The sequence below is a fragment of the Bradyrhizobium sp. HKCCYLRH3099 genome (genome assembly GCF_051167855.1).
Taxonomy (GTDB): domain Bacteria; phylum Pseudomonadota; class Alphaproteobacteria; order Rhizobiales; family Xanthobacteraceae; genus Bradyrhizobium.
Map to the genome: position 1 here is coordinate 993,605 of NZ_JBNPTW010000001.1, position 14,974 is coordinate 1,008,578.

General features: G+C 65.3%; 12 protein-coding genes. 6 read left to right on the forward strand and 6 right to left on the reverse strand.

Annotated features, from left to right (window positions below; all coding sequences use genetic code 11):
- Nucleotides 1–30 precede the first annotated feature (30 nt).
- Nucleotides 31–1,347: a CmpA/NrtA family ABC transporter substrate-binding protein gene (locus ACQR1Y_RS04580; protein WP_434875247.1), complete on the reverse strand. Its 1,317-nt coding sequence runs from the start codon at nt 1,345–1,347 to the stop codon at nt 31–33.
- A gap of 538 nt (nt 1,348–1,885) precedes the next feature.
- On the opposite strand from ACQR1Y_RS04580, the gene ACQR1Y_RS04585 reads away from it, so the two are divergent.
- Both ACQR1Y_RS04585 and ACQR1Y_RS04590 read left to right on the forward strand, forming a co-directional pair.
- Nucleotides 1,886–3,160 carry a serine hydrolase domain-containing protein gene (locus tag ACQR1Y_RS04585; RefSeq protein ID WP_434856590.1) on the forward strand — a complete coding sequence of 425 codons (1,275 nt, stop codon included), beginning with the start codon at nt 1,886–1,888 and terminating at the stop codon, nt 3,158–3,160.
- A gap of 239 nt (nt 3,161–3,399) precedes the next feature.
- Complete coding sequence (locus tag ACQR1Y_RS04590) at nt 3,400–4,914, forward strand: sensor histidine kinase (RefSeq protein WP_434875246.1); 1,515 nt, start codon at nt 3,400–3,402, stop codon at nt 4,912–4,914.
- 10 nt (nt 4,915–4,924) lie between these two features.
- Here ACQR1Y_RS04590 and ACQR1Y_RS04595 read toward each other — a convergent pair whose 3' ends face one another.
- Together ACQR1Y_RS04595 and ACQR1Y_RS04600 are read right to left on the reverse strand one after the other, a co-directional pair.
- The gene (locus ACQR1Y_RS04595; RefSeq protein ID WP_434856592.1) at nt 4,925–5,659 is read right to left on the reverse strand and encodes a cytochrome c biogenesis CcdA family protein; all 735 of its coding nucleotides are present in this window, start codon (nt 5,657–5,659) and stop codon (nt 4,925–4,927) included.
- 310 nt (nt 5,660–5,969) lie between these two features.
- A complete protein-coding gene (locus ACQR1Y_RS04600; RefSeq protein WP_434857227.1) occupies nt 5,970–6,215 on the reverse strand; it encodes a hypothetical protein in 246 nt (81 codons plus the stop codon).
- A 526-nt stretch (nt 6,216–6,741) separates the two neighbouring features.
- Between ACQR1Y_RS04600 and ACQR1Y_RS04605 the strand changes: the two genes are divergently transcribed.
- From ACQR1Y_RS04605 to ACQR1Y_RS04615, 3 genes are all read left to right on the forward strand, one after another.
- Nucleotides 6,742–7,968, forward strand: coding sequence for a LysR family transcriptional regulator (locus ACQR1Y_RS04605; RefSeq protein ID WP_434875245.1), 1,227 nt, complete (start codon nt 6,742–6,744; stop codon nt 7,966–7,968).
- Between the two features lie 7 nt (nt 7,969–7,975).
- Nucleotides 7,976–8,371, forward strand: coding sequence for a helix-turn-helix domain-containing protein (locus tag ACQR1Y_RS04610; RefSeq protein ID WP_015668220.1), 396 nt, complete (start codon nt 7,976–7,978; stop codon nt 8,369–8,371).
- Between the two features lie 392 nt (nt 8,372–8,763).
- Nucleotides 8,764–9,585 (forward strand): enoyl-CoA hydratase, encoded by an 822-nt coding sequence (locus tag ACQR1Y_RS04615; RefSeq protein WP_434875244.1) that lies wholly within the window; start codon nt 8,764–8,766, stop codon nt 9,583–9,585.
- On the opposite strand, the gene ACQR1Y_RS04620 is transcribed toward ACQR1Y_RS04615, so the two are convergent.
- The 3 genes from ACQR1Y_RS04620 to ACQR1Y_RS04630 form a co-directional block, all read right to left on the reverse strand.
- Complete coding sequence (locus ACQR1Y_RS04620) at nt 9,582–10,661, reverse strand: isocitrate/isopropylmalate dehydrogenase family protein (protein WP_434875243.1); 1,080 nt, start codon at nt 10,659–10,661, stop codon at nt 9,582–9,584. The genes ACQR1Y_RS04615 and ACQR1Y_RS04620 overlap by 4 nt on opposite strands.
- Nucleotides 10,662–10,798: 137 nt before the next feature.
- The gene (locus ACQR1Y_RS04625; protein WP_434875242.1) at nt 10,799–11,866 is read right to left on the reverse strand and encodes an alcohol dehydrogenase; all 1,068 of its coding nucleotides are present in this window, start codon (nt 11,864–11,866) and stop codon (nt 10,799–10,801) included.
- 232 nt (nt 11,867–12,098) lie between these two features.
- Nucleotides 12,099–13,268, reverse strand: a complete 1,170-nt coding sequence (locus tag ACQR1Y_RS04630) for a CaiB/BaiF CoA transferase family protein (RefSeq protein WP_434856597.1) — start codon at nt 13,266–13,268, stop codon at nt 12,099–12,101.
- Nucleotides 13,269–13,507: 239 nt separating this feature from the next.
- Here ACQR1Y_RS04630 and glgA point away from each other — a divergent pair, with 239 nt between their 5' ends.
- Nucleotides 13,508–14,923: a glycogen synthase GlgA gene (gene glgA / locus ACQR1Y_RS04635; RefSeq protein WP_434856598.1), complete on the forward strand. Its 1,416-nt coding sequence runs from the start codon at nt 13,508–13,510 to the stop codon at nt 14,921–14,923.
- Nucleotides 14,924–14,974 lie beyond the last annotated feature (51 nt).

Below are 14,974 nucleotides of genomic sequence, written 5' to 3' on the forward strand. Positions count from 1 at the left end.
GCGTTGTCCGCGCGCGGGCTAAGGTCCTGATCAGGCGTCGATGCGCTTGATCGACAGCGACTTCAGATAGGCGGCGGGATCTTCGGGATCGAACACCTTGCCGTCGAAGAACGTCTCCTTGCCGCGCGACTTGGAGGTCGGGATCTCCGCCACTGGGACGTTCATCTCCTTGGCCGCCTCGCGCCAGATGTCCTCGCGGTTGACCTTGGCGATCAGCGACTTGGCATCGAAACCGGCCTCGTACTTGCCCCAGCGGATGTCCTCGGTGATGAACCAGAGATCGTGGCTCTGGAACGGATAGGAGGCGAAGTCGCGCCAGTACTTCATGATATGCGGCGAGTTCTCGACCACCTTGCCGGTGCCGTAGTCGAACTTGCCGGCCGTGCGTCCGGCAACGTCATCGACCGGGCAGTTCATCCACTGCCGCTTGGCCATGATGGTCGCAAGCTCCTGCTTGTTCTCCATCTTATCGGCCCACTGCTGGGCCTCCATGACCGCCATGGTCAGTGCCTTCGCGGCCTTCGGATATTTGTCGACGAAGGCTGAGCGCATCGCGAACGACTTTTCAGGATGCTTGTTCCAGATTTCGCCGGTGTTTACCGCGGTGTAGCCGATGCCCTGGTTGACGAGCTGCGCATTCCACGGCTCGCCGACGCAGAAGCAGTCCATGGTGCCGACCTTCATGTTCGCCACCATCTGCGGCGGCGGCACCACGATGGTCTCGATGTCCTTGTCGGGATCGATGCCGCCGGCGGCGAGCCAGTAGCGGATCCACAGATCGTGGGTGCCACCGGGGAAGGTCATCGCCGCCTTCACCGACTTGCCGGACGCCTTCTTCTTCTCCAGCGCGGCCTTGAACGGCGCGGTGTCGAGCCCGAGCTTGAGGTCGGCATATTCCTTGGCGACCGAGATGCACTGCGCATCGAGATTGAGCCGCGCCAGGATGTACATCGGCGTCGGCTGGTTGTTCTGCGTCACCTTGCCCGAGGAGATCAGGTAGGGCATCGGCGTGAGGATATGCGCGCCGTCGATGCCGTTGCCTTCGGAGCCGAGCACGAGATTGTCGCGCGTGGTGCCCCATGACGCCTGCTTCTGCACGTCGACGTCGGGCATGCCGTACTTCGCGAAGATGCCCTTGTCCTTGGCGACGAACAGCGGGCCGGCATCGCTCAGCGCAATGAAGCCGAGCTTGGCGCTGGTGACTTCCGGCCCTGCGCCTTGCGCGAAGGCTCCAGCCGGCAGATTCAGCTTGGCAGCGGCGAGCAGCGCAGCCGTGCCGGCGCCGGCCTTGAGAAGCTGACGACGGCTGATGCCGTTGCGGCGAGCGGGATGGGCAGTCTTCGTCATGAGTGCTGTCGTCCTTTGTCTGAAAAGCGCTCGATCGGTTGAAAAGGCCCGTCCGTCAGGCGCCGTTCGATCGCGCACAGGGGCGCGTCCCGAGGAGAGCCTCGGAGGGGCAGCGTCAGATCTCGGATGGGGTTTGCGCAGACGGCATCGATGGCGTCGGAACCATCCATTCAAGCTTTGTGCCAAGCACCGCTCGCGGGAGAAGGCTCGACTAATCAACGGCCTAAGTCATCGGGCCGCAGGCTTTTCATCCCCTCGACCGCATCTAAAATTTGCGATTCGCCCACTTCCTGTGCGTTGCACAAGAAGTGGGCGGCCAGGTTCGAACGGCCATGGAAGGTCATTCGGTCGCGCGTCTGGTCGCCGGCCAAGCCGGCGCGAGCCGGCAAGGATCGTCGGCGCGGCGGTCGCGCCCACGGCGGCCGCCATTGGAAGGGCTGACGATTCGGGCTATCACCCAGCGGCCTCAGGTGCGCGCCTGCGATCAGGCGACGTGCATCTCGCAACAAGACCAAAACCAAGACCGCGGAGACGCCCGATGCTCGCCCCCACTCCCGCCTCGCCCGAATCCGTCGGCATGTCCAAGGCTGCGCTGGACCGCATCGATGCGCATCTGCAGCAGCGCTACGTCGACGCCGGCCGCTTCCCGGGCACCCAGCTGATGGTCTATCGCCGCGGCAAGATCGTGCATGCGAGCTCGATTGGCTACGCCGATGTCGAGCGCAAGGTACCGGTCAGCGATCAGACGATCTACCGCATCTACTCCATGACCAAGCCGATCACCTCGGTCGCCTTCATGATGCTGGTGGAAGAAGGCAAGGTCGCGCTGGACGAGCCGGTCGCGAAGTACATTCCGGAATGGAAGAACCTCGGCGTCTTCGTCGCGGGCACGGCGCCGGCCTTCATCAGCCGGCCGCCGACGCGGCCGATGCTGATCGTCGACCTGCTGCGCCACACGTCGGGATTGACCTACGGCTTCCAGCAGCGCTCCAACGTCGATGCCGCCTATCGCGACGCCAAGATCGGCGCGGTCGAGAAGGCCGGCACCTTGCAATCGATGATCGATGACCTCGCGAAGATTCCGCTGGAGTTCTCGCCCGGCGAGGCCTGGAACTACTCGGTCTCGACCGACGTGGTCGGCTATCTCGTCGGCAAGATCGCCGACAAGCCGTTCGAGCAAGTCCTGAAGGAGCGCATCTTCGATCCGCTGGGGATGGCCGACACCGACTTCCACGTCCCCGCCGCCAAGGCGCACCGTCTGGCCGCATGCTACTCGGCCGATCCCGCGGGCATGATGTCGTTCCATGCCGCCGACCGCAAGGGCGGCCTGACCCTGCAGGACGATCCCGCCACCAGCACCTTCCTGAGCCCGCCCGACTTCATCTCCGGCGGCGGCGGCCTGTGTTCGACGACGGCGGACTATCTCACCTTCTGCCGCGCGCTGATCAATGGCGGCGAGCTCGGCGGCGTCAGGCTGCTGGGGCCGAAGACGCTGAAGCTGATGACGTCGAACCACCTGCCGGGCGGCGTCGACCTGCCGGCGCTGTCGCGCTCGATGTTCGCGGAGGCCGCCTACAACGGCATCGGTTTTGGTCTCGGCTTCTCGGTGACCATGGATCCGGCCAAAACGTTGATCGCCGGCAGCGCCGGCGAATATGCCTGGGGCGGCGCCGCCTCGACCGCGTTCTGGATCGACCCGGCGGAGGAGCTGATCACGATCTTCATGACGCAGGTGCTGCCGTCGAGCGCCTATCCGATCCGCCGCGAGCTGCGCACCATGGTCTACGCAGCGATTGCGGAGAGCAATTTGTAGTAGCCGCTGTGGCGAAAAAGCCGCCCAAGGAACCGGAGATTCGCGACGCATTGGTCTTGGCGGGCGCAGACCTCGCTCCTATGCTGACGGGGATGTGAACGGCCGCAACCGCAAAGCGATTGCGAATGCGGCCGCCGCAGCCTGATATCCGCTCGCCGCAGCCATCCACCTCCACGCTTCCGTATCTGTCCTTCCCGCGGCGCGGAACGGCGAACGCGAACGCCACCAACGGGGCATCAGTGCCGAAGCTCACCCTGCCGGTCCGGCTCGCTCTTCTGGTCGCAGGGACCACGCTTCCGCTCATCCTGTTCGCGGGCGGGATCGTGTTTCACAACTACATGCAGGACCGCAACGATGCGCGGCAGCGGGTGCTCGACACGGTGCGCAGCATCCGCCTGACGCTCGACGCGGAGATGCAACGCATGACCGGCGGCATCCAGGTCCTCGCCTTGACCGATGCCCTGACATCAGGTGATTTCGAGCGCTTCCGCCCGATCGCGATGGGCTTCCTCCAGCAGTACGGCAAAGACGGCACGATCCTGGTCGCCGACCGCGAAGGACACCAGCTGTTCTCCTCGGCGACGACGGATACGACAAATCTGCCGCTCCGTAGCAACCGCGAGATCACGCAGCGGGTGTTCGAGACGCGGCAGCCGCAATATTCCGACCTGTTCTACGGCATCGTGAAGAAGAGCCTGATCGTCACGGTCGAGGTGCCGGTGCTTCGCGACGGCCAGGTCATCTACGACATCTCGTTCAGCCCGCCGGTGGGCATGTTCCAGAACATGCTCGAAAAGCAGCTTCCGAGTGCGGACTGGACCTTGTCGCTGCTCGACCGTCAGGCCACCGTGTTCGCGCGCGTCCCCAATCCGGCGGCAACGATCGGCAAGAAGGCGTCGCCGACGGTAATCGATCGCATGATGAGCGAGCCCGAGGCGACGCTCTCGAGCACCTCGCTCGAAGGCGTGCCGCTGCTATCGAGCTTCACCCGTTCGAGCCTGACCGGCTGGATCATCGGCGCCGGCATCAGCGAGGAGTCGCTGGTCGCGCCGCTGTGGCGCAACCTTGCGATCACGAGCCTGCTCGGCGGCATCATGCTGGCGATCGGCCTTGCCTTCGCGGTGCGCATGGCGACGACGATCGCGCGCGCCGAGACGCTGCACGATCTGCTGATCGAGGAGCTCAACCACCGTGTCAAGAACACGCTGGCGATCCTGCAGGCGATCGCGGTGCAGAGCTTCCGCAGCGCCAGCCGCGCCGAGCGTGAGAAGTTCGAGGGCCGGCTTGGCGCACTGGCCGAAGCACATAACCTGCTCAGCAAGGAGAAATGGCAGGGATCCGAGCTCGAGGACGTGATCGGGCGCGTCCTCAAGCCGTATCAGTTGAACAATCCCGAGCGCATCCGCATCACCGGCCCGAAGGTCGCGCTGTCACCGCGGCTCGCGGTCGTGCTGTCGATGATCGTGCACGAGATCGCGACCAATGCGGCCAAGTATGGCGCGCTGTCCAACGACACCGGCGCGGTCGATCTGTCCTGGGAGTTCACTCAGCCGGACGCCGCCAAGAAACTGCCGGGCCGCCTGCGGCTGGTGTGGCGCGAGACCGGCGGCCCCGTCGTCTCGGCTCCGATCCAGCGCGGTTTCGGCTCGCGCCTGATCGAGCGCAGTGCGCGCGATCAACTGGGCGGCGAGGCCACCGTCGACTTCCTGCCGCCCGGCGTCGTCTACACCATCAGTTGCAAGCTGGAAGATTGAGCCACTGAGCTCAGCCGAACTTCTGCAGCGCCGGGAAGGTCTCGAGCAGCCAGATGCTGAAGGTCGACACCGCGCCGGTGAGGAAGCCGATGCCGGTTGCGATCATCAGCACGCCCATCGCGCGCTCGACATTGGCGAGATGGCCGCGCATGCGCATGAACAGCGCCGAGAACTGCTCGATCATGAAGGCCGCGACCAGGAAAGGAATTCCGAGGCCCGCGGAGTAGACCGCCAGCAGCCCGGCGCCCTTGGCGACCGTGGATTCGGCAGCCGCGATCGACAGGATCGCCGCCAGGATCGGACCGATACATGGCGTCCAGCCGAAGGCGAAGGCGAGCCCCATCACGTAGGCGCCCCAGAGACCGACCGGCTTGGGGATCGGCAGCCGCCCCTCGCGCATCAGGAAGGCGATCCGGGTGAGGCCGAGGAAGTGCAGGCCCATCACGATGATCACGATACCGGCGAGGATGGAGAGCTGCTCGGAATAGGCCCGGATCAGGCCGCCGATCAGCGAGGCGCTCGCGCCGAGCATGACGAACACGGTGGAGAAGCCCAGCACGAACAGCGCCGCCGAGATCATCACCGCACGGCGGGAGGCCGACGGCGGCTCCTCGCTCTCGATGTGCTCGATCGTGGCACCCGTGAGATAGACCAGGTAGGGCGGGACCAGAGGCAGCACGCAGGGAGAAAGAAAGCTCACCAGTCCGGCGATGAACGCGGCCGGTATCGATACGTTCTGGATCATGCTGTTCCCGCGATACGCCCCACGAGCGGCGCGATCAGGCCGGGGCACGACGCTTCTTGCCGCCGATACCGGGAATACGCAACAGACGCGCCGACATTACGGAAGGCGCCGGACAGCGCGGGCCCCGGCAGCCGGCCCGGCCACGCCGGCCAATCGACCGCGCCGCGCGCTCCAGGCAAGCCGCAGCCCGCCCGCGAGCCCGGCATCGAGAACTCAAGCCCGAATCGTGTGAGCGGAGCGCAGCCCAAATCTGTAAGGAAAGCATATCACGATTGCGCTAAATGCACCTTTGTGCACATAACGAACCGTGCTATTTCACCACGCGCAGGAGCGGCTGACGACGTTGGCCGGGCTGCAGCTTCGAATCACGCAGCTTGTCGGGGTTGTCGGCTTGGACCATCTCATCGCACAGCGACTTCAGATCGTCCTCGCTCAGCCGGTTGAGCTTCATGCGCAGGTCAAGGATGGCCACGGAGACCAGATGCGCCGATTCGCGATTGCCCGTCGCGGCGAGAGCCGCGCGGCACTGCTCCAGGGATGCAAGCACTGCAAGCATTTGTTCGTCTGAATTGGCCACCGGCGTCGTTCCGTTCTAGCGTGCAACGAGATGGAGCCGAGCAAGTCCCGACCACATGGCTTCCAAGTTCGTCGCGTCGTTGTTCCCCTGCGCGTTCTCCGTGCGTCTCGCCGAGACTCGTGTTCCGGCCGCACCATCGCGCCCAGACACATGACCCGTCCACACGCATCCTGCCATGACCCGTCGCAAAGACGAATGAGAAAATCCCGGCATTCGAGGAGTCAGCGCCACAATCCGTTCATCAAGATAGCATGACGAGGGGCCATCTTCGAATACCATTTCATTGCAGTCGGGACAAAAACCGTCGATGCTGGCGCCGACTCGCGCTAAACGTGTCCACATCGTACAAGACATGACCTTCCGCGCCGTTGCGGGCGGTAACAACATGCTGCAGAGGACTGAAGACACTCGACTCAATCGATCCTCGATCTCTGAACCAACCCCGGCCACGACTGGCCATATCCGTACTTTCTCGGAATCACTCTAGCAGGCGGAGACAGCTTGTATGCGCGTTGCGGCGGAACGGGGCGTTCCTCAAAAGGAACGCCAGGACCTGGCCGACCCTGGCGCGCCGCTGGCGCCGGCGAGCGAAAGTGATTCGTCCGTAGTGCCTGACTCTGACAGCAAGTCCGCGACCGACAGCGGCGCCAGCCCGAAGGGCGCGACCGAGACCAAGTCGTCGACGCGTAGCGCGATCGGCCGGCCCACGCCAAGCAAGGCCGCGATCAGCAAATCCGCGCTCGCCAGTCTCACCGACTGGGATGCCGCGCGCATCTTCCTCGAAGTTGTCAGGGCCGGCAGCTTCCGCTCGGCCGCCGAGCGGCTGACGCTTTCGATCAACGCGGTGCGGCGCCGGATCGACGATTTCGAGCGGCAGATCGGCGCGACGCTGTTCACGCGCGACGTTCACGGCGCTCGCCTCACCGACGAAGGTGCGCTGGTGGTCTCCGCCGTCGAGCGCATGGAGGCAGCCTCCTTCGAACTGCTGCGCGCTGGGGACGGGCTCGCCGGCGCGGCCTCGGGCGAGGTGCGGGTTGCCGTCACCGAGGGGCTCGGCACGTTCTGGCTGGCGCCGCGGCTGGTGGAGTTTCAGCAGAGCTTCCCGAACGTCATGGTCGACCTCTATTGCGCGATGCGTTCGGCCGACGTGTCGCGCCATGAAGCCGACGTCGCCATTCACCTGTCGCGGCCGGCGGCGCTCGACGTCAAGCTGGTGCGGCTCGGCCGCATGCATCTGATGTGCTTCGCCAGCGAGAAGTATCTCGAAACCTATGGCACGCCGAAGTCGATCGACCAGCTGGTGAAGCACCGGCTGGTGCTGCAGGTGGCGGACGAGGCCGCGGCCAATGCAGCCTTCGCGACCATCTTCCCCGGCTACGAGCAGCGCGACCTGATCGTCATGACCACCAACGTCTCCAGCGCCAACTACTGGGCGGTCGCCCATGGCGCCGGTATCGGGGTATTCCCAACCTATGCGAGTGCGCTGGGCGGGAAGATTGTCCCGTTGGAGGTCGAGCTGAAATGGTCGTACGACATCTGGCTGTCCTACCACGCCACCACCGGCCGCATCCCTAGGGTGCGCCACATGATCGACTGGCTGGTGGAGGCTTTTAACCCTGGCAAATACCCGTGGTTTAAAGACGAATTCATCCATCCACAGCAACTTAAAACAGTATATATGGGTGAACCCCTGACCCATCTGTTCGGGGGATTTCCGATGGAAGGACGGTAAAATCAGTATGAATAAATCAGCGGCAAAGAAAATGAAGCAGCGCAGTGCCGGCAAGCCGGACATTGAGCTCGGCAAGCGCATTCGCCTCCGGCGTGTGGAGCAGAAGATCTCGCAGGCTGAACTCGGCGAAAAGCTCGGCGTGAGCTTTCAGCAGGTCCAGAAGTACGAGAAGGGCGTGAACCGGGTTGGCGCTGCGCGCCTGCAGCAGATCGCCACCGCGCTCGACGTGCCCGTGACGTTCTTCTACGACGGCGACAGCAAGGCCCGCGAGGTCGAGAGCCTCCTGTTCCTGGATTCGGCCTTCAGCCTGCGGTTGCTGCGCGCCTACAGCAAGATCAAGGACCAGACCGTCCAGCGTCAGCTGGTGTCCCTGATGGAATCGATCGCAGCGAACGAAGAATAGGCAACGTCGTCTGCTCCGTCAGACCGGCTTGCCCGTGATGGGTATGGGCCATCTTCGCTCGAGGGCGCAACTTGGGGGCGCCAGGCGCTCTGCCGGCTCGGGCGAGTTCACTGCATCGGCCTGAAGGCCGACCGATCGACGCGGCCGGTCCTCCCGGCCCCTCTTCGTCCGCCCGGCAATGGCTGAGCGGTCCGAGGCTGCGTCACTGTTCTGATCTCGTGATCACTGCCGTCATAGGAAGTGGCGGCATGCCGGCGTCTCGCCTCCGCAGGTCGGGGCCGGAGCCATCCGCCTTCGGCGGGCCGATCCATTACCCGTTTGATCTCGCATTGACGCCGCAGCGCGAAACGGCGAACGATGCAGGCCGCCTGCCCTCCAGTCGACGGACTCTCATGCCGACCAGTCCCGCGCATTCCTCCGCCTTTGCCGACGGCAAGATCCTCATGGGCAAGACCGACGACGGCGTCGGCACCATCACCTTCAACAATCCCGACAAGCGCAATGCGATGTCGCTGGAGATGTGGGAGGGGCTCGGCGAGGCGCTCGTCGCGCTGCGCGACGACCAGGACATCCGGGTCGTCGTGCTCACCGGCGCCGGCGGCAAGGCGTTCGTCTCCGGTGCCGACATCAGCCAGTTCGAGCAGAGCCGCCACAACGCCGAGGCCTCCGAGGCCTATGCGCAGAAGAGCGCCGCCCAGCGCGCGCTGCTCGCGGCCTATCCGAAGCCGACGATCGCCTGCATCCAGGGCTTCTGCCTGGGTGGGGGATTGCAGATCGCGATGTACGCCGACATGCGCTTCGCATCGGAGGACAGCCAGTTCGGCATTCCCGCCGCCAGGCTCGGCATCGCCTATGGCTTTGAGGGCCTGCGCAACCTTGTGTCGCTGGTCGGCCCGTCCCAGGCGCGGCTGCTGCTCTATACGGGGATGCGGATCGATGCGGCGGAGGCGCTGCGGATCGGGCTGATCGACCGGATGATGGCCGCAAACGAACTGATGCCGGCCACGCTCGACATCGCCCGCACCATCGCCGCCAACGCGCCGCTGGCGGTACAAGCCGCCAAGATCACCATCGCCGAGGTGCTCAAGGACGAGAGCCGCCGCGACATGGAGGCGATCAAGCAGATCGGCGACGCCTGCATGGACTCGGACGACTTTCGCGAGGGCCGCCGCGCCTTCATGGAGAAGCGCAAGCCGCGGTTCAAAGGACGCTAAAGCGCCTCCAGGACGGCCTTGGTGACGTCGATCGTGCCGGCGTGGCCGCCGAACTCGAACGGCTTGAGGCCGGACGCGTAGACTTGATCGACGGCCCGCTCGATCCGCTGCGCCGCCTCGGCCGCGCCCTCGATGCCGTGGGTGTCGGCCAGCCAGTCCAGCATCATCGCTGCCGACAGGATCATCGCGGTGGGGTTGGCCTTGCCCTGCCCCATGATGTCTGGCGCCGTCCCGTGGCAAGGCTGAAACACGGCGTGACGGTCGCCGATGTCGGCCGAGGGCGCCATGCCCATGCCGCCGACAAGGCCGGCGGCGAGGTCGGACAGGATGTCGCCGAACATGTTCTCGGTGACGAGCACGTCGAAATCCCAGGGACGCTTCACCAGCATCAGCGCACAGGCATCGATGTAGAGCCGCTCCGTCTTCACGTCAGGATGAAGCTCCGCGACCTCGTCGAAGATCTTGCGGAAGTAGGCGAAGGCCTTGAACACATTGGCCTTGTCGACGCAGCCCAACGTGCCCGGGCGGCCGCGCGCCTTGCGCCGTTCGGCGAGCTTGAAGGAGAAGTTGAACAGCCGCTCGGATGTCTTGCGGGTGATGACGAGCGTCTCGCGCGCCTCTTCATGTGTCACCACACCCTTGCCCATCGAGGCGAACAGGCCCTCGGTGGATTCGCGGATGACGACGAAGTCGATGCCTTTGGCATCAGCGCCGACGATCGGGCTCGGCACGCCCGGGATCAGCCGCGCCGGCCGCACGCCGGCATAGAGATCGAAATGGAAGCGCAGCTCGATCTGCGGCGCGATCTCGGTGTTGTCGGGATAGCGCACCGACGGAAGGCCGCAGGCGCCGAGCAGGATCGCGTCGGCCTGCTCGCACAGCCGGATCGTCGACTCGGCGATCGAGACGCCGGTCGCGAGATAGTTGTTGGCGCCGGCCTGAGCCTCGGTGAAGCGGAACGACAGGCCGGCCTTGGCCTCGACCTTGCGCAACACTTCAAGGGCGGGCGACATGACCTCCGGCCCGATGCCGTCGCCGGGCAGGACTGCGATGTGGAGGGCGTTGCTTGAGAGCATGGGGCGAAGCTTTCTGACACAATATAGACAGCCGTCATGCCCGGGCTTGACCCGGGCATCCATCACTTCAAGCGACATAGCGCCCGGGGCGTGGATGGCCGGGTCAAGCCCGGCCATGACGAGGAGAGAACTGCCGCCTACGGCGTCAGTACCGCGCGGCCGACCAGCTGGCCCTTCTGCAAGCCGTGCAGGGCGTCATTGGCCTTGGCGAGCGGCATCGGGGTCACCGGGATCGGCGGGATGTTCTTGGTACGGACGAGGTCGAGCAGCTCTTTCGTCTCGCGGAGATTGCCGACATAGCTGCCCTGGATCGTCACCGCCTTGATCGGGATGAGCGGCAGCGCCCACGGCGCGCCGCCGCCGAACAGGCCGACCATGACCAGCTTGCCGCCCTTGGTCAGACAGTCGAAGCCGAGTTGCGCGGTGGCGGCATTGCCGACCAGGTCGATCACGGCGCGGATCGGCTCGCCGGCCGCCTTGTTCAACTGCTCCAGCGCGTCCGGCGCCTTGCCGTCAACAGCCGCCAGCGCGCCCGCCTCGAGCGCAGCCTCGCGCTTGCGCGCGTCGATGTCGACCACGATCGCGCCCTTGCCGCCCATCGCCTTGAGCAACGACAGCGCCATCAGGCCGAGGCCGCCGGCGCCGAAGATCACGATCGGCGTGTCGAAATCCTTTTCGACCTTCTTCAGCGCGCTGTAGGTGGTGACGCCCGAGCAGGCGTAAGGCGCTGTCGTCACCGGATCGAGGCCCTTGAGATCGATCAGGTGGCGCGGATGCGGCACGGTCATGTGGTCGGCATAGCCGCCGTCGCAATACACGCCGAGCGACGCGGGCTTCAGGCACATGTTCTCGTCGCCGGCGAGGCAGGTGGCGCATTTGCCGCAGCCGATCCAGGGATAGACCAGCGCGACGTCACCGACCTTCAGCCCGCCCTTCTCCGCCTCGGTCACATCAGGGCCGAATGCGACGATCTCGCCCGCGCTCTCATGGCCCATGGTCCGCGGCAGCGACACGCCGCGGTCCTTCAAGGACAACGGCTTGCGGCCATGGCCGAGATCATAGCCGCCTTCCCAGATGTGCAGGTCGCTGTGGCAGACGCCCGCCGCCTTCACCTTGATCAGCACCTGCTTGCCGAACGGCTGCGGCGTCGGCTCATCGACCTCGGTCAGCGGCGCATTGAAATCGGTGACCTTGAAGCTCTTCATCATTTCACTCCCGTGGTCCGGTTGGCTGGCGGGACCGGACGGCACATCGACGGGGCGAACGGCGGCTGCGCATTACAGCAGCGCCTTCGGACATCCTCCCCGCACGAGCGCGTCCGGCTGGTCCGGACTGTTGTTGCAACGCCGGGAACATTGGCGGGAAACGCGCGGAGCGGCAAGGCCGCGCGCAATGCGCGCGGTCATGGCTGCCCTGCAGCCTTTTGTCTCGGCCGAGTCAGCGCGGTTCGGCGGCGTCGGCGCCGACCTCGCTGAGAACGTCCGCCGTATGCTCCCCGAGACCCGCCGCCCATGGCGCCGCGCCGACCTTTGCCGCCGACATCCGGAACGGCAAATTGACGACCTTGAAAGTGCCGGCGGCATCCTCGACCTCCGCCAGCGCGCCGCGATGCGCGATCTGCGGATCAGCCAGCGCATCGGCTACGCTGCGATAGGCCGAGCTGGGCACGCCGCCCGCGTTCAACGCCTCCAGGCATTCGGCCACGCTGAGCCGCCGCGACCAAGCCTCGACGCCATCCATCAGCGCACCCCAGTTTGCCCGCCGGTCGGAATATTTCTCGAACCTCGCATCCTGCACCCACTCCGGATGGCCGATGACACCCATCAGGTTCTGGAACGTCTTCTCGCTGGCGATCGCGATCATGACGTAGCCGTCGCGGCACTCCGCCGGACCGAAGGTCGGCCGTGACGGCGGGGCAACCGGAAATTGCGACCATTGGATTTCGTTGAGCGTCAGGCTCAGCATCGATTCCAGCATCGAGCAGTCGATATGCTGGCCCTGCCCGGTGCGCTCGCGCTGGTAGAGGGCCGAGGCGACGGCGCCGAAGGCATAGGTCCCGGTCACGACGTCGGCGTGATAGATGCCGCAATGGTCCGGCCGGTTGCGCCCGGGCTGATAGGCGAGATGCGCCATGTCGTAGCCGGAAGCGGCATGGATCACCGGCGCATAGGCCGGCAGTTCCGCCGACGGGCCGGTCTGGCCGTAGCCCGAGATCGAGCAGTAGATCAGCCGCGGGTTCAAAGCGCTCAGGGCGGCATAGGACAGCCCGAGCCGCTGCATCACGCCGGGCCGGAAATTCTCGACCAGGATATCGGCGGTTGCGACCAGCCGACGCACCGCGTCGATATCCCCTGCGCATTTCAGATTGAGCACGACGCTCTTCTTGCCGACGTTGAGCTGGCCGAAGGCGGTGGAGCAGCCGCTGCGCACGGGCGGCCGGGTGCGCATGGTTTCACCTTCGGCTGACTCGATCTTGATCACCTCCGCACCCATATCTGCAAGCATGCGTGCACAGTGCGGGCCGGCAATCGTGGTCGAGAAATCCAGGACGCGCAGACCTGCGAAGCACCCTGTCAAACGGCTCTCATCGTTCCCAACTAGACTCAAAGGCGTAGCTCCCTCGTGGAGTTCTCATTTCCGCAGACCAGGACGGCAGGATCCGCGGCGTGCTCGTCGATTCACGAAGCGGTAGCCATCCGTTGCGGTGAGCTCAGAGTCTAGATCGAACCATTCGATGTCGAAAGCGTTTGGCCTTTTGCGGCGCTGCGGCATCGCTCTTTTATTGATGGCAGACTTTGGACCCTTTCTTGCATAGGACGAACATGGGGCTTGATCGAGGACATCTCTTGCGGGTTCTGTTCGTTACGACCGAAATGGACGATTTCGTCCGGGTGGGCGGACTGGCTGCGGTTTCCGCAGCACTTCCCCGGGCACTGCGCTCTCACACCGACGTCAGGATCATGCTGCCCGGCTACCGGGACGTGATCGAGCAACTCACTCACATCGAGATCGTCGGCCACTGCGCGCCGCTGGCAGAGATGCCGGGATGCGCGCTCGGCCGATCATCGACGCGCGACGGCCTGCCGGTCTACGTCCTGCTCTGCGACGAGTTGTACGACCGGCCGGGCAACCCTTACGGCGACGAGAACGGCAACGACTGGGCGGACAACGACATCCGCTTTGGCCGGCTGGCCGCGGCCGCTGCCGAGCTCGCCGCGGGAACCCTGGACACGAGCTGGGCGGCGGACCTGGTGCACGCCAACGACTGGCAGGCGGCGCTGGTGCCGGCCTATCTGGCGTGGCGCGGGGTCGAGGTTCCCTCGATCCTGACGATCCACAACCTTGCCTATCAGGGCCTGTTCCCGCGGGAGTCGCTGCGCCGGATCGGCGCGCCGGAATCCTCGTTCCACATCGACGGTCTCGAGTTCTACGACAAGCTGTCGTTCCTCAAGGGCGGCCTGATCTATGCCTCGCACCTGACGACCGTCAGCTCGACTTACGCCAAGGAGATCACGACCTCCGAGCTCGGCTGCGGTCTGGAGGGCCTGCTGCGCCAGCGCTCCAATGCGCATGAGCTGACCGGTATTCTCAACGGCATCGACGAGAGCTGGGACCCGCGCTACTGCCAGCAGCTTGCGCAGCCCTTCGCCGCCGGGGACTGGAACGGCAAGAAGGCCAACGCCGACTACGTCCGCAAGCAGTTCGGGCTGGCGGTCTCGCGCGGCCCGATGTTCGGCATCGTGGCGCGGCTGGTGCATCAGAAGGGCATCGACCTGGTGCTGGAAGCCGCCGACGAGATCGTCGGCGCCGGCGGCCAGATCGTCGTCACCGGCACCGGCGAGCCGTCGATCGAGCGGGCGCTGATGGACGCTCACCGCCGCCGTCCGGACGCGATCGGGGTCGCGATCGGCTTCAACGACGCCCAGGCGCGGCGCATCTTTGCCGGCAGCGATTTCACCCTGATGCCGTCGCGCTTCGAGCCCTGCGGCCTCAGCCAGATGTATGCGCAGCGCTTCGGCTCATTGCCGATCGGCCATCAGACCGGCGGCCTCGCCGAGACGATCACCGACGGCGAGACCGGCTTCCTGTTCGAGAAGCCGTCTGCGGAATCCTTCCTCGGCGGCGTCAAGCGCGCCTTCTCGGCCTTCAAACGCACCGAGCAGCTGAACGCGATGCGGCTGTCGGCGATGGCGCGCTCGTTCAGCTGGGACCTCTCGGCCGCCTGCTACAACGCGCTATATCGGAAGATGCTGGCGTCTTGATTGCAGTCGCCCGGATGAGCGGAGCGACATCCGGGTTCAACGCCAGCGGCG